General features: G+C 65.3%; 11 protein-coding genes. 7 read left to right on the forward strand and 4 right to left on the reverse strand.

The window, feature by feature from the left end:
- Nucleotides 1-35: 35 nt before the first annotated feature.
- Both ACT53K_RS05465 and ACT53K_RS05470 read right to left on the reverse strand, forming a co-directional pair.
- On the reverse strand, nt 36-455 hold the full coding sequence (locus ACT53K_RS05465; RefSeq protein WP_476227544.1) for a hypothetical protein: 420 nt from the start codon (nt 453-455) through the stop codon (nt 36-38).
- A 1-nt stretch (nt 456) separates the two neighbouring features.
- Nucleotides 457-945: a hypothetical protein gene (locus tag ACT53K_RS05470; protein WP_476227545.1), complete on the reverse strand. Its 489-nt coding sequence runs from the start codon at nt 943-945 to the stop codon at nt 457-459.
- 293 nt (nt 946-1,238) lie between these two features.
- Here ACT53K_RS05470 and dnaE point away from each other — a divergent pair, with 293 nt between their 5' ends.
- Nucleotides 1,239-4,718 (forward strand): DNA polymerase III subunit alpha, encoded by a 3,480-nt coding sequence (gene dnaE / locus ACT53K_RS05475; RefSeq protein ID WP_476227546.1) that lies wholly within the window; start codon nt 1,239-1,241, stop codon nt 4,716-4,718.
- 253 nt (nt 4,719-4,971) lie between these two features.
- Nucleotides 4,972-6,564 carry a long-chain fatty acid--CoA ligase gene (locus ACT53K_RS05480; RefSeq protein WP_476227978.1) on the forward strand — a complete coding sequence of 531 codons (1,593 nt, stop codon included), beginning with the start codon at nt 4,972-4,974 and terminating at the stop codon, nt 6,562-6,564.
- Between the two features lie 161 nt (nt 6,565-6,725).
- On the opposite strand, the gene ACT53K_RS05485 is transcribed toward ACT53K_RS05480, so the two are convergent.
- Together ACT53K_RS05485 and ACT53K_RS05490 are read right to left on the reverse strand one after the other, a co-directional pair.
- Nucleotides 6,726-7,487 carry a class II aldolase/adducin family protein gene (locus tag ACT53K_RS05485; protein WP_476227547.1) on the reverse strand — a complete coding sequence of 254 codons (762 nt, stop codon included), beginning with the start codon at nt 7,485-7,487 and terminating at the stop codon, nt 6,726-6,728.
- A 214-nt stretch (nt 7,488-7,701) separates the two neighbouring features.
- Entirely contained in the window at nt 7,702-9,129 is a 1,428-nt protein-coding gene (locus ACT53K_RS05490) for a helix-turn-helix domain-containing protein (RefSeq protein WP_476227548.1), read from the reverse strand.
- Nucleotides 9,130-9,233: 104 nt separating this feature from the next.
- Between ACT53K_RS05490 and ACT53K_RS05495 the strand changes: the two genes are divergently transcribed.
- The 5 genes from ACT53K_RS05495 to bioB all read left to right on the forward strand — a co-directional run bounded on the left by ACT53K_RS05495 (nt 9,234) and on the right by bioB (nt 15,392).
- Entirely contained in the window at nt 9,234-10,760 is a 1,527-nt protein-coding gene (locus tag ACT53K_RS05495) for an acyl-CoA carboxylase subunit beta (RefSeq protein WP_476227549.1), read from the forward strand.
- Nucleotides 10,761-10,811: 51 nt separating this feature from the next.
- Nucleotides 10,812-11,231, forward strand: a complete 420-nt coding sequence (mce, locus tag ACT53K_RS05500; RefSeq protein ID WP_476227550.1) for a methylmalonyl-CoA epimerase — start codon at nt 10,812-10,814, stop codon at nt 11,229-11,231.
- A gap of 150 nt (nt 11,232-11,381) precedes the next feature.
- Complete coding sequence (gene scpA, locus ACT53K_RS05505; protein ID WP_476227551.1) at nt 11,382-13,520, forward strand: methylmalonyl-CoA mutase; 2,139 nt, start codon at nt 11,382-11,384, stop codon at nt 13,518-13,520.
- Nucleotides 13,521-13,608: 88 nt separating this feature from the next.
- Entirely contained in the window at nt 13,609-14,373 is a 765-nt protein-coding gene (locus tag ACT53K_RS05510) for a glycosyltransferase family 25 protein (protein WP_476227552.1), read from the forward strand.
- A gap of 11 nt (nt 14,374-14,384) precedes the next feature.
- Nucleotides 14,385-15,392 carry a biotin synthase BioB gene (gene bioB, locus ACT53K_RS05515; protein WP_476227553.1) on the forward strand — a complete coding sequence of 336 codons (1,008 nt, stop codon included), beginning with the start codon at nt 14,385-14,387 and terminating at the stop codon, nt 15,390-15,392.
- The last annotated feature ends 196 nt before the right edge of the window (nt 15,393-15,588 follow it).

The raw sequence follows: 15,588 nt of genomic DNA on the forward strand, positions 1-15,588 counted from the left end.
TTCTTATCGACGCAACTCGGGATAGTCCCCTTCGTTCAATGCAGTGCGCCGGGTAGCTGGATCGGGCGCTGCTGCTGTGGCGGCGGTGCGGCATCGTCGCGCTCGTCGCCGCTGACCAGCCGGCCGAGATGGGCGAGCATCGACAGCATCGCCGTGGCGCCGTCGAACGAGCCGCCACGCGGATCGCGATAGCTGGTCGCAGGGCCGTTGCGGGGCACGCGCCGCCGCGGCGGTCGCGACAGGCGATGCATGCGATCGGCCACTGCCGCCGAATCCCCGAACCGCGAGGCTTCGCGCCACACCACCCGCATGCCGCGCGGCACCTGCGTCCAGTCGCCATGTTCGGTGCGGATCAGGTCGCATCCGCAATGGTGGCACTGGCTGAATTCCAGGCCCTGATTGCGACGATGCTCGCTCGCCGCGACATGCCCGGTCATGGTGCACAGCAGCGTCATGTTACGATACTCCTTGGGACGGTTGAACAGGCCTGCGGGTGCGCAGGCGGAATTCTGCGATGCTGCGGAACTGCTCATCCTCGCTCTGTAGCGCGATGTCGGGATTCCAGATTTCGAAGCCGTCGCCCGTGCCGATGAACAGCGCCAGCCCGTCGATCCGGCCGAGATGGCGCATGGCGGGGGAAATTTGCAGCGTTTCGGCATCACAGGACAGCCGGTCGGAAAGGCCGAAGGTGCGGCGCATCCGGCGATAGTGATTGCGCGCATCATCACCGCGGCTTTCTTCCAGCCGCCGCCGCCGTTCGGCGCGTGCCCGCAGGCGTTTCAGCTGGCCGCGCCCATAGGCGACAAGGCAACGATCGGACTCATGCTTGGCCACGACGAGACCATCCGCTTCCGCGGGAAGCGCGTCGGCGACGAAGTCGGGAACCGGTACCTTACCTTCCGCATCGACTTCGCAAATCGCGCTGCCATGATAGAGGGCGTTCATCGGCTCGAACTCGCTTTACCCATGCTGCCCGACAGGGAAGCACAAACGTTTGTACAACCCGTCACGATCGGTGCCCGCGTGCACAAATCGGGAAGGGGGCGGCCGGAAAGCCGAGGGAGGGAAAGCTTTCCGGCCGTTAACCAAATTGTGCCGCGCGGCTCGCCGAGTCGCCAGTTCGGAGGGTTCCCATCCGCTACTGCGCGTTACGGATAACCCCGTAACGATCGTGAATTTCTGTGGACAGCAGGCGCTTGCGGGTTGGCAAATCGCCCGCTGGACCCCAAGGTTCCGGCATGGCGCATTCCGGTTTCGTCCCCCTCAGGGTCTTTTCGTCCTTCACCATGCTGGAAGGTGCGATCGACCCCAAGGCGATCGCCAAGCACGCGAAAAGCCATGGCTTTCCCGCCATCGCCGTTGCCGACCGCAACGGTCTTTATGCGGCAATGAGCTTTTCGGATGCCTGCAAAAAGGCAGGCGTCCAGCCGATCATCGGCACCTTGCTGGCGGTCAAGCGATCGAACCTGGCCGAAGGTGCCAATGTGCCGATCGACTGGCTGGCGCTCTATGCCCAGGACGAGACCGGCTATGGCAATCTCTGCCATCTCGTCTCGCAGGCGCATCTCGACCGGCCGATCGAAGAGGATGCGCATGTGCCTTTCGCGGCGCTGGAAGGGCGGACCGATGGGCTGCTCTGCCTGACCGCCGGTGGCGAGGGCGCGCTGGCGCGGCTCTATGCTGAGGGACAGGATCGCGCCGCAGAGGCCTATGCTGTCGCGCTGGAAGCGCTCTTCCCCGACCGGCTTTACATCGAGCTGTCGCGGCGCGGCGTGGAAGCCGAGACGCTGGCCGAGGAAAAGCTGATCGACCTTGCCTATGCGCGCAACCTGCCGCTGGTAGGCACCAACCCGGCCTGCTTTGCCGATTCCGGGTTCCACGAGGCGCATGACGCGATGCTGTGCATCGCCAATTCCTCCTACATCGCCAGCGACGATCGCCCGCGCTCCTCGCCCGAGGCATGGCTGAAGCCGGCCGAGACGATGCAGCGCGACTTTGCCGACCTGCCCGAGGCAATCGCCAACACGCTCGTCGTAGCCCAGCGCTGCGCCTATGCCGCGCCGAAGCGCAAGCCGATCCTGCCCAGCCTCGCCGGCGACCGCGAGGGCGAGGCGGCGATGCTGCGCGAGCGTAGCTGGGAGGGCCTGCGCCAGCGGCTCGATTTCGCCGGCATCACCGATCCGGCCGAAGTGGAGGTGTATAACCAGCGCCTGCAGTTCGAACTCGACATCATCATCCAGATGGGGTTCCCGGGCTACTTCCTGATCGTTGCCGACTTCATCCAGTGGGCGAAGTCGAACGACATTCCGGTGGGGCCGGGGCGTGGTTCGGGCGCCGGCTCGGCAGTCGCCTGGGCGCTGACCATCACCGATCTCGATCCGCTCAAGCTGGGCCTGCTGTTCGAACGCTTCCTCAACCCGGAACGTGTGTCGATGCCCGACTTCGACATCGACTTCTGCGAAACCCGGCGTGGCGAAGTGATCCGCTATGTGCAGGAGAAATACGGCCGCGATCATGTGGCGCAGATCATCACCTTCGGTACGATGAAGGCGCGCGCCGTGATCAAGGATGTCGGCCGCGTGCTGCAGATGAGCTATGGCCAGGTCGATCGCCTCGCCAAGCTGATCCCCAACCATCCGACCGACCCGTGGACGCTGGAGCGGACGCTCAACGGCGTCAGCGAGTTCGTTGCCGAATATAACGGCAATGAGGATGTGAAGAACCTGATCGACCTGTCGATGCGGCTGGAAGGCCTGCCGCGCCACAGCTCGACGCACGCCGCCGGCGTGGTGATCGGCGACCGGCCGCTCGCCCAGCTGGTGCCGCTGTACCGCGATCCGCGCTCGGACATGCCCGTCACCCAGTTCGACATGAAAAATGTCGAAGGCGCGGGTCTGGTGAAGTTCGACTTTCTCGGCCTCAAGACGCTGTCGGTGCTGAAAAAGGCGGTGGTGCTGCTCGCCAAGCGCGGCGTGGACGTGAATCTCGACCGGCTCGATTGGGACGACGAGGGCGTCTATGCCCTGCTCCAGCGCGGCGACACGGTGGGCGTGTTCCAGCTCGAATCCGAAGGCATGCGGCGCACGCTGACGGCGGTGCGGCCGACCAATTTCGGCGACATCGTCGCGCTCGTCTCGCTCTATCGCCCGGGCCCGATGGACAACATCCCGACCTTCGGCGCGCGCAAGGCCGGGCGGGAGCCGATCGTCTATCCGCACGACCTGCTGGAGCCGATCCTGAAGGAGACCTACGGGATCTTCGTCTATCAGGAACAGGTGATGCAGGCCGCGCAGATCCTGGCCGGCTATACGCTGGGCGGCGCAGACATGCTGCGGCGCGCGATGGGCAAGAAGATCAAGGCGGAAATGGACGCGCAGCGCGCCATTTTCGTGAAGGGCTGCAAGGAGGTGAACGACATCTCCGCCGCCAAGGCGAACGAGCTGTTCGACTTGATCGACAAGTTCGCCGGCTATGGCTTCAACAAGTCGCACGCCGCGGCGTACGCGCTGCTCGCCTATCAGACGGCGTGGCTGAAGGCGCATCATCCGCACGAATTCTTCGCCGCGTCGATGGCGTACGATATCCACCAGACCGACAAGCTGGCGGTGTTCGCGGACGATATGCGGCGGCTGGGCATCGACGCGCTGCCGCCCGACATCAACGAAAGCGAAGCCGACTTCACCGTGCAGACGCAGGGCGAGGGGCTGGCGGTGCGCTATGCGCTGGGCGCGCTGAAGGGCGTGGGCGAGCGGGCGATGGAACTGCTGGTCGAGGAGCGCGAGGCCAAGGGCCGCTTCGCCAGCCTCGACGATTTCGCCAAGCGTGTCGATCCGCGCGTGCTCAACAAGCGGCAGTTGGAAACGCTGGCGGCCGCCGGCGCATTCGACAGTATCGAGCCGAACCGGGCGGGCGTCCATGCGGCGGCGGAGACGATCCTTGCGGTTGCGCAGCGCGACCATGCCAGCCGGGTCAGCGGGCAGGGCGGCCTGTTCGGCGATGCCGAGCCGGCGGGCGGCGGCGTCACCGTACCGCGCGACGCGGTGTGGACGATGTCCGACAAGATCAACGCCGAGAAGGATGCCTTTGGCTATTATTTCTCGGCGCATCCGCTCGATCGGTACGAGCATCTGTTCCGGGGCCAGGGCGTGCGCGACATCGCCTCGCTGCCGGAGATGAACATTCCCGAAGGCGCGCGAGTGAACGCCCAGATCGCCGCGCTGATCGAGGATTGCCGCTATCGCACCTCGGCGCGCGGCAACCGCTATCTGATGGCGTCAATTTCGGACCGGAGCGCGCAGATACAGACCTCTTGCTTCGACGAGCTGATCGCGAAGGACATGGAGGAGTGCGCCAAGGGCGCGGGCTGCGCGATCCTGACGCTGGAGCTGGACAAGCGACCGGGCGAGGACACGCCGCGCGCGGCGGTGAAGCGCGTGCAGCCCTTCGACACGCTGGCCGGTACCACCCAGCTCGTGATGGAAATCCGCATCGAGGATCCGGCAGTGCCGGCGCGGCTTGCGGAGCTGGTCGGCGAGTTGCGCGGTGGGGGCAGGGGCGAAATTCTGGTCCACGCGCCGATCGAAGGCGGCGAGGCGACGGTGATGCTGGGCCGCGGCTTCCGGCTGGATACCGAGCTGGCGGCGCGGATCGAGGCGATGCCGGGAGTGAAGGCGGCGTCGCTGATGCCGGCGAGCATGAAGCTGGCGGCGGCGGCGTAGGCACAGTCTTTCACCCTCACCCTCCCACCGCCAGCGGCGGCGGGCCCCTCCCTCTCCCAAGGGGAGAGGTGTGTAAGTCCCTCTCCCTTTGGGAGAGGGAGGGAGGCGCGAAGCGCCGGGAGGGTGAGGGCGAGCGTGCGTATCCAACAACCGGTACGTACTTTCGGGAAATGCTATGTAACCCTTCGCCCTCTCGACTTCCCCCGATGAAGGCGTATCCTGCCGCCAAAACAGCCACGCAATGGAGAGGCATATGCTGGGCGGCATGCAGGATTTTGAACTTCGGGTATCCACGCTCCTCGATCACGCCGCGCGCGAACATGGGCCGCGCGAGATCGTCACGCGCTGGGCCGATGGCAGCGAGACCCGCACCAGCTGGGCGGGTATCGCGCACGACGCGCGGCGGATGGCGCAGGCGCTGGAGCGGCTGGGTATCCAAAAGGGCGACCGCGTCGCCACGCTGGCGATGAACCATGGCCGCCATCTCATCGCCTGGTATGGCGCGACCGGCATGGGCGCGCTGATCCACACCATCAACCCGCGCCTGTTCGACGACCAGCTTGCCTATATCGCCAATCATGCCGAAGACCGGGTGCTGCTCTACGACCGCATGTTCGCGGCCGTGGTCGAACGGCTGAAGCCGCAGTGGAAGACGATCGAGCACTATATCTGCTTCGACGATCTCGGCCCCGACGGCTTCGAGGCATGGATCGCGAAAGAAGATGGCGACTATGCCTGGGTAAAGGGCGACGAACGCGAACCGATGATGCTCTGCTACACCAGCGGCACCACCGGCAATCCCAAGGGGGTGATGTACACCCACCGCTCGACGGTGCTCCACGCGCTCACCGAGTTGCAGCCCGCCGAGTTCGATCTTTCGACCCAGTCGGTCGCGATGCCGATCGTGCCGATGTTCCATGCGGTCGGCTGGGGCTTGCCCTGGGCGGCGCCGGCGGTGGGGGCGAAGCTGGTCTTCTCCGCGGTCAACGATCCCAAGGTGCTGTGCGAGCTGATGAACCAGGAGAAGGTGACGCATTCGGCCGGGGTGCCGACCGTCTGGTTCGCGATGTTCCAGCATATCGACGCGACCGGCGAGGCGCCGAAATACCTGAAAATCGTCACCATCGGCGGATCGGCGGCGCCGCGCGCGATGATCGAGCGGCTGATGCGCATGGGGATGCGCGTCAACCACGCCTGGGGCATGACGGAGACGAGTCCGATCGGCACGATGGGCGCGCCCTCGGCCGACTGGGACGAACTCAGCTTCGACGCCCAGGTCGATCAGGTGAGCAAGCAGGGCAAGGTGCCGTACGGCGTCGAGCTGCGCACGGTAGACGACGAAGGCAATGTGCTGCCGCGCGACGGCAAGAGCTCGGGCCGGTTGCAGGTGCGCGGGCCCTGGGTGATCGGGCAATATTATCGCGAGGAGAAGCCGGCGGTCGATGGCGATAACTGGTTCGACACCGGCGACGTGGCCGTGCTCCATCCTGACGGCGTGATGCAGATCACTGACCGGGCCAAGGACGTCATCAAGTCGGGCGGCGAGTGGATCAGCTCGGTCGAACTGGAGAATTGCGCGGTCGGCTGCGCGGGCGTGGCCGAAGCGGCCGCCATCGGCGTGCATCATCCGCGCTGGGAGGAGCGGCCGATCCTGCTCGTCGTGCGCAAGCCGGGCAGCAGCGTGACCGCGCAGGAAATCCAGGCGCATCTTGCGCGCCATGTCGCCAAATGGTGGCTTCCCGACGAAATCCATTTCGTCGACAGCCTGCCGCACACCGCGACCGGCAAGCTGCTGAAAATGGCGATCCGCGAGCAGTACAAGAACTATTCGCTGGCGGCAGCCTGACAGCGGCCTGACGGCTGGAGGTTTTCTCCACCAGCCGTCACCCCAGCGGAAGCTGGGGTCTTCGTGGGGCCGGGCGAAACCGGAACGGTGCTGCTGCAGAAGATGCCAGCTTGCGCTGGCATGACGCCGGGGGATGAGGCGCCATGCGTGCGCCTGGCGGGCTATTCCCGCCAGCTCCGGTCGATCCGGTCGACCAGCCGGACCATCGCGGCAAAGTCGGCCGTGCCCGGGCCGCCGGGCACCTGTGCCATGTGCAGGTCGCGCTGGTGGACGGCGACGACCTCCGGCGAAATCTCGATCGGTGCGCCCATGCCCATCGTCGCGACCTGGATCTCGCAGGCGCGTTGGAGCGCCCAATGCTTGATGAATGCCTCGGGCAAAGTGCGACCCATTGCCAGGATGCCGTGGTTGCGCAGCAGCATCACTCTTTTGTCGCCCAGATTGGCGAGCAGCCGTTCGCCCTCTTCCTCGCGCACCGTCACGCCTTCGAAATCATGGTAGGCAATCTGGCCGATGAAATTGCAGGCATAGAAATTGGTCGCGCGCAGCCCGCCTTCCAGTGACGCGACTGCCATGCCGGCAGTGGTGTGGCTGTGCATGATGCAATGCGCATCGGGCAAATGGCGGTGGAACAGCGCATGCTGGACGAAGCCGGCGCGGTTCACCGGATAGGGCGAATCGTCCAGCTTGTTGCCGTCGATGTCGATCTTGACGAGGTTGGATGCCTTTACCTCGCTGAAATGCAGCCCGAACGGGTTGATGAGGAACGCGCCTTCCTGATCCGGCAGCTTCACGGTGATGTGGTTGTAGATCATCTCCGACCAGCCGAGCATGTCGAACACGCGGTAGCAGGCGGCGAGCTGCTGTCGCGCTTCCCATTCGGCGTCGCTGACCTGCTGCTTCTGGGCAAGGGCGGTGGCCATGGAACCTCTCCGGATTGTAATTTTCGAGTGGCGGGTATGCCATGAAAGGACGGGGGAGGGCAATTGGGCCATCGGTCACCCTCACCCTCCCACTGCCTTCGGCAGCGGGCCCCTCCCTCTCCCGCCGGGAGAGGTGTCTTGCTCCCTCTCCCGGCGGGAGAGGGAAGGGGCCCATCGCGCAAGCGATGGGAAGGGTGAGGGTGACGCGCTGCCCTTACCGAAACCCGTATGGCACCGCGCGCCGCCGGTCGGGATCGATCTCGATCGCCGATCCCGCCGGTGGGAAGGCGCGCTGGTCGCAGTCCATGCGCGGGCAGATGCGGCACGAGGCACCGATCGGCGTTGCCGAACCCCCGGTGCGCAGCGCGTCGGCATAGACGAAGTCCGCGGCATGTTCCTCCTCGCAGCCCAGCGCCACAGCATAGCGGCGCGGCGGCCGGGTGAAGCTGCTTGAAGGTTTTACGAGCCCCTTGGCCATCGAGACATAGCGTGTCCCGTCCGGCATCTCGGCAAGCTGGACGAGAATGCGGTCGGGGATCGCCACCGCTTCATGCACGATCCACAAGGGGCAGGCGCCGCCCAAGGCCGCGAACTGCAAGCGCGTGGCCGAATGCCGCTTGGTGATGTTGCCCGCCATGTCGACGCGGCAGAAGAACACCGGCAGTCCTTGCGCGCCCGGTCGTTGCAAGGTCGACAGCCGGTGACATGCCTGTTCGAAGCTGACCGCGAAGCGCTGGCGCAGTCGGTCGATGTCGTGCCGTACTTCATAGGCGGCGGCGCGGAACCGGCCATAGGGCATCAGCAGCGCGCCCGCCGCGTAATTGGCGAGGCCTACGCTCAGCAGTTCGCGCGCGGCCGGCGAGGCAAGGCCGGCGCCGTCGATCACCGCGCGCATCTCGTTCGAAAATTCGTAGCGCACCAGCCGGTGCGCGAGCAGGAACGCGCGGCTTTCGGGCGGCAGCGCATAATCGAGCGCGAGTGTGCGCGTCGCCTCGTCGAACCGGCTCAGGTCGCCGCTCTCGGGCGTGCTGCCGATCACGCGGACGCCGTGCCACAGCCGTAGCCGGTCCTCGAACGCGCGGATCATATTGTCGTCGTCGAGCGCCAGTGCATCGGCCAGCGTTTCCGCCGATCGGTCGATCGCGTCGATATAATTGCCCTCGGCCTGAAACCAGTCGCGCACTTCCTCCCAGGGCAGGGGGGCTGCATCGCCTGAGCCGGTATCGAACCGGTCATCGAGCACGCGCAACTGCTCCTGACTACGGCGCCAGGCGTCGTGCAGCGCCACCATCCTCCGGGCGAGCAGCGGTTGCTGCTCGATGCCGCGGCGGACATCGGCTTCCTCGATCCGGTCGGCAGGAATGCTGCTGTCGGTCGCCGCGTCGATCGCGCGGAGCAGCGCGGCGGTCACGGCCTCGCCGTTGATCTCCGCTGCCTCGACCGGAAATTCGCGGGCGAGCGCGAGCAGTACGACATCGGTGATCGGCCGGTCGTTATTCTCGATCTGCGAGAGATAGGATACCGATATGCCCAGCCGCTGGGCCATGCCCGCCTGCGGGATGCCCAGCCGGCGCCGCAATTCGCGCAGGCGAAAGCCTTCGAACAGGCGGCGGCGGGGCGCAATGGCGGGGTTGCTGGCCATGTGCCTTGATATTCCGCAAACTCGATCAACGCAACTTTGCAACATTGCATTTGCCGCCATGGCATGGCCCGTTGCAGAAGGCGCGGCCACGGAGAGAGATGCCGATGTCGTCGACGATCGAGGAACTGGAACGCCGCCGCGCGGCCGCTCGCCTGGGCGGCGGGCAGAAGCGCATCGATGCGCAGCACGCCAAGGGCAAGCTGACCGCGCGCGAGCGGATCGAAGTGCTGCTCGACCAGGGCAGCTTCGAAGAGCTCGACATGTATGTCGAGCACAATTGCACCGATTTCGGCATGCAGGATCAGGTGATCCCCGGCGACGGTGTGGTCACCGGATCGGGCACGATCAACGGCCGGCTGGTGTTCGTGTTCAGCCAGGATTTCACGGTGTTCGGCGGCTCGCTGTCGGAACGGCACGCGCAGAAGATTTGCAAGATCATGGACATGGCGCTGAAGGTCGGCGCGCCCGTGATCGGCCTGAACGACAGCGGCGGCGCGCGCATTCAGGAGGGCGTGGCCAGCCTTGGCGGCTATGCCGAGGTGTTTCAGCGCAACGTGCTCGCCTCGGGCGTGGTGCCCCAGCTTAGCCTCATCATGGGGCCGTGTGCGGGCGGCGCCGTCTATTCTCCCGCGATGACCGACTTCATCTTCATGGTGAAGGATTCATCGTACATGTTCGTCACCGGCCCGGATGTAGTGAAGACCGTTACAAACGAGATCGTCACGCAGGAGGAGCTGGGTGGAGCGGTGACGCATACCACGAAGTCGGGGGTCGCTGATGTGGCCTTCGATAATGATATCGAGGCGCTGCTCGCGGCCCGCGACTTCGTGGACTTCCTTCCAGCCTCGAACCGCGAGGCGCCGCCCGAGCGGCCGTGCGACGATCCCTGGGATCGCATCGACGAGAGCCTCGACACGCTGATCCCGCCCAGCGCCAACCAGCCGTACGACATGCACGAGCTGATCCGGAAGACGCTGGACGAAGGCGAGTTTTTCGAGCTGCAGCCGGGCCATGCCGGCAACATCCTGATCGGCTTTGGCCGGATCGAGGGGCGCACCGTGGGCGTGGTGGCGAACCAGCCGATGGTGCTGGCGGGCTGTCTCGACATCAATGCCTCCAAGAAGGCCGCGCGGTTCGTCCGCTTCTGCGATGCGTTCGAGATCCCGATCGTCACCTTTGTCGACGTGCCGGGCTTCCTGCCGGGCGTCGGCCAGGAGCATTCGGGCATCATCAAGCACGGCGCCAAGCTGCTGTTCGCCTATGCCGAGGCGACGGTGCCGAAGATCACGGTCATCACTCGCAAGGCCTATGGCGGCGCGTATGACGTGATGAGCTCGAAGCATCTGCGCGGCGATTTGAACTATGCCTGGCCGACCGCCGAAATCGCGGTGATGGGCGCCAAGGGCGCGGTGGAGATCATCTTCCGGGGCAAGACGCCCGAGGAAATCGCCGAGCGTACGGCAGAGTATGAGCGCCGCTTCGCCAATCCGTTCGTGGCGGCGAGCAAGGGGTTTGTCGACGAGGTCATCATGCCGCACTCCACGCGGCGGCGGATCGCGCTGGGCTTGCGCAAGCTGCGTAACAAGCAGCTCGAAAACCCGTGGAAGAAGCATGACAACATCCCGCTGTGAGTTCCCCTCCCGCTTGCGGGAGGGGCTCCCGCAAGCGGGCGGGGAGCGCATATGAAACTCGGCCGTCTCAACCATGTCGGCGTCGCCACGCCATCGATCGAAGCGTCGATCGCCTTCTACCGCGACGTGATGGGCGCGACGGTGATCCGCGAGCCTTTCGACCTGCCCGCGCAGGGGGTGAAGGTATGTTTCGTCGACACCCCCAACAGCCAGATCGAGCTGATCGAGCCGCTGGGCGAGGCCTCGCCGATCCACGGCTTCCTCGCGAAGAACCCGGCGGGCGGGCAGCACCACCTCTGCTATGAAGTGCCGGACATTCACGAAGCCAAGGCCTGGTTCGAGGCGAAGGGCTGCAAGGTGCTCGGCGAACCGCGCATCGGGGCGCACGGCACGCCGATCTTCTTCGTCCACCCCAAGGACATGGGCGGGGTGCTCACCGAAATCATGGAGACGCCGCGTGGGGAGCATTGAGCAAATCTCCCTCTCCCTTTGGGAGAGGGAAGGGGCCCATCGCGTCAGCGATGGGAAGGGTGAGGGTGGCACGCTCTCGCTCGCCCTTCACCCTCACCCTCCCACCGCCTGCGGCGGCGGGCCCCTCCCTCTCCCAAAGGGAGAGGTGTTGTGACCAAACCCTCCCTCGACCAATGGTCCGCCGCTGCCGCGAAGGAAGTGAAGGGCGCCGACCTGACGTGGCACACGCCGGAGGGGATCGCCGTCAAGCCGCTCTACACCGCCGAGGATGTCGCCGATGTCGACCCCGGCCTGCCCGGCTTCGCGCCCTTCACCCGCGGCGTCCGCGCCTCGATGTATGCCGGCCGGCCCTGGACGATCCGGCAATATGCCGGCTTCTCCACCGCCGAGGAATCGAACGCCTTCTACCGCCGCAACCTCGCCGCCGGTCAGAAGGGCCTGTCGGTCGCGTTCGATCTCGCCACCCATCGCGGCTATGACAGCGATCATCCCCGCGTCGTCGGCGATGTCGGCAAGGCGGGCGTGGCGATCGACACGATCGAGGACATGAAGATCCTGTTCGACGGCATCCCGCTCGACCAGATGTCGGTCTCGATGACGATGAACGGCGCGGTGATTCCGGTGCTCGCCTTCTTCATCGTCGCGGGCGAGGAGCAGGGGGTTCCGCAGGAGAAGCTGGAAGGCACGATCCAGAACGACATCCTCAAGGAGTTCATGGTTCGGAACACCTATATCTACCCGCCCGAACCGAGCATGCGGATCATCTCCGACATCTTCGCCTATACGAGCGCGAAGATGCCGAAATTCAACAGCATTTCCATCTCCGGCTATCACATGCAGGAAGCCGGGGCGACGCAGGTGCAGGAACTTGCCTTCACCATCGCCGACGGCATGGAATATGTGAAATACGGTGTCGCCTCGGGCCTCGATATCGACAAGTTCGCCGGGCGCCTGAGCTTCTTCTTCGCGATCGGCATGAACTTCTTCATGGAAGTCGCGAAGCTGCGCGCCGCGCGCGTGCTGTGGCACCGGGTGATGACGCAGCTGGGCGCGAAGGACGAGCGCTCGAAGATGCTGCGCACGCACTGCCAGACCAGCGGCGTGTCGCTGACCGAGCAGGACCCGTACAACAACGTCATCCGCACCACGATCGAGGCGATGGCGGCGATGCTGGGCGGCACCCAGAGCCTCCACACCAACGCGCTGGACGAAGCGATCGCGCTGCCGACCGACTTCTCCGCCCGCATCGCCCGCAACACCCAGATCGTGCTGCAGGAAGAGACGGGGATGACCAGGGTCGTCGATCCGCTGGGCGGCAGCTATTATGTGGAGAGCCTGACGCAGCAGCTGGTCGACAAGGCCTGGGAGATCATCGAGCGCGTCGAGGCCGAGGGCGGCATGGCGAAGGCCGTGGCAGCGGGTTGGCCCAAGGCGATGATTGAGGAAGCCGCCGCCGCGCGGCAGGCGCGCGTCGATCGCGGCGAGGACGTGATCGTCGGCGTCAACAAATACCGGCTGCCGAACGAGGAACTGCTCGAAACGCTCGAGGTGGACAACGCGGCGGTGCGCGAGGCGCAGATCGCCCGCATCCAGCGGGTGAAGGCGGGCCGCGACGAGGCGGCGTGCCAGGCGGCGCTCGACGCGCTCCGGGCCGGGGCCAGGGCTGGCGGGAACCTGTTGGAGCTGGCTGTCGAGGCCGCCCGCGCCCGCGCCACCCTCGGCGAAATCAGCGCGGCGATGGAGGATGCCTTCGGCCGCTACGCCACCGTCCCCACCCCGGTGAAGGGCGTCTATGCCGCCCCCTATGCCGAGGACGATAGCTGGGCCGAAGTGGTGCGCGGCGTCGAGGCGGTCGAGCGCCGCCTCGGCCGCAAGCCGCGCCTGCTCGTCGCCAAGATGGGGCAGGATGGGCATGATCGCGGCGCCAACGTCATCGCCTCGGCCTTTTCGGACATGGGGTTCGAGGTCGTCAGCGGCCCGCTGTTCCAGACGCCGGAGGAAACCGTCGTGCTCGCGCTGGAGAGCGGCGTCGACGTGGTCGGTGCCTCCAGCCTCGCCGCCGGGCACAAGACGCTGATCCCCGAGCTGATCCGCGGCCTGCGCGAAGCGGGGCGCAGCGACATTCGCGTCATCGCCGGGGGGGTTATCCCGGCGCAGGATTATGAGTTCCTGCGTGCGGCGGGCGTACAGGCCATCTTTGGCCCTGGCACGAATGTCGTTAAGGCGGCGGCAGAAGTGCTCCGCTTGCTGGGGCACAACATGCCCCCCTCCGGGGAACTGGCGGCGTGACCCCAAGCTCGCTCCCGCACCTGTCTGCTAGCTGCCGGTGGCGTAACTCGGTAAAACCGGGACATGCCACTACTCGGAGGCTTGTGAAATGAGCGGGCTGGACGTGCGCGTCATAAGTTTGCGCAATCAAACTGCGCGCCGTTCGGCGGTGCAAGATGCCCTCAAAGCATTTCCGCATGCGTGGCATTTTTTCGATGCCTGCGACAAGGACACGCCCTGCGCAGTCGAACCGGATGTTGATCGCCAGAGGCAGTTGTTTGGACGAACGTTGACAAACGGCGAAATCGGATGCGCGAAAAGCCATCTGTCGGTTCTGGATGCCTTTGTCCGTTCGTCACCCGCGCAATGGCTCTTGGTGCTGGAGGATGACGTCTGGGTCGATACCGCTTTCGACTTCGCAGCGCTTTCCGCCTTTTGTGACAGCAACGACATCGGTTACATGCGGCTGTACGCCAAATACTGGAAGCGTTCGGAATTTCTTGGTCTTTGGCGTACGCGGAACGTCATCCGCTTCCTCACCGACCCCTATGGGACGCAGGCCTATCTAATTCGAAAAGATGCTGCCGCGCGGTTTCTGGCGACGGTTCGATCGATCGATATGCCCGTCGATGACGAAATGGGCCGCTTTTGGCTGAATGGATTGACGCCATACGCCCTTTTTCCTTTTCCGGTAATCGAGCGCGATGCACCGTCCAGCCTTGAGGGAGAACGCGCCGGCGCGGCTATGGCCCGGCAGAGCCCGGGCCTGCTGCAACGGTCGACGGCGAAGGTGCAGAAATTGCTATGCAACAGGCGGCTTAAACGCAAGGACGGCGAGATTCGCCTGGCGCTCTGCGCCTCCTCTCCAATTTGATGGATCGATCTGTGTTTGAAAATCAGCCAATTCGTACCGACTGGACCCGCGAGGAAATCGCCGCGCTGTTCGACCTGCCGTTCACCGAACTGGTGTTCCGCGCGGCCGAAGTGCATCGCGCCAATCACCCGGCCAACCAGGTCCAGCGCTCGACGCTGCTGTCGATCAAGACCGGCGGCTGCCCGGAGGATTGCGGCTATTGCAGCCAGTCGGCACACGCAGATACCGGCCTGAAGGCGACCAAGCTGATGGACCCGCGCACAGTGCTGCAGGCGGCGGCGCAGGCCAAGGACCATGGCTCGACCCGCTTCTGCATGGGCGCCGCCTGGCGCAACCCCAAGGACCGCGACATGCCCGCCATTGTCGAGATGGTGAAGGGCGTCCGCGCGATGGGCATGGAAACCTGCATGACGCTCGGCATGCTCACTGACAGCCAGGCAAAGACGCTCGCCGATGCCGGGCTCGATTACTACAACCACAATATCGATACCTCGCCGGAGCGGTACGGCGAGGTGATCACCACCCGCAGCTTCGAGGAACGGCTGGAGACGCTGGAGCATGTCCGCGAGGCGGGTATCAATGTGTGCTGCGGCGGCATCGTCGGCATGGGTGAGACGCGCGGCGACCGGGTGGGCTTCATCCATGCGCTGGCGACGCTACCGGTGCATCCGGGCAGCGTGCCGGTCAACGCGCTGGTGCCGGTAAAGGGCACGGTGCTGGGCGACATGCTGGCCGACACGCCGCTCGCCAAGATCGACGATATCGAGTTCGTCCGCACCGTGGCGGTGGCGCGCATCACCATGCCGCGCTCGATGGTCCGCCTCTCGGCCGGCCGCGAGAGCATGAGCGACGCGACCCAGGCGCTCTGCTTCCTCGCGGGCGCCAACTCGATCTTCACCGGCGACAAGCTGCTGACCGCGGGCAATGCCGGCGACGACAAGGACGCCGCGCTGTTCGCGCGCTTGGGGCTCACGCCGATGGCAGCGGAGTGCAAGGTGGAGCTGGAGGCGGCAGAGTAGTGAATCGGATCAAATGGATCAAATTCGCAGTAGCCCTCCCCATGTTGGTATTCGGTTGGCTGATATGGACCCTGCTGGCGAATACCATTCTTGAGCGATGGTCGCCGGAGGCGAGAGGCATGACGCTGATAATCGGCGGATTTGCCTATTTTGTCCTTAGCATGGTGCTGGGGCAGACGATTGCCAATAGCATTAC

The organism is Sphingomonas sp. DMC8 (assembly GCF_056314185.1).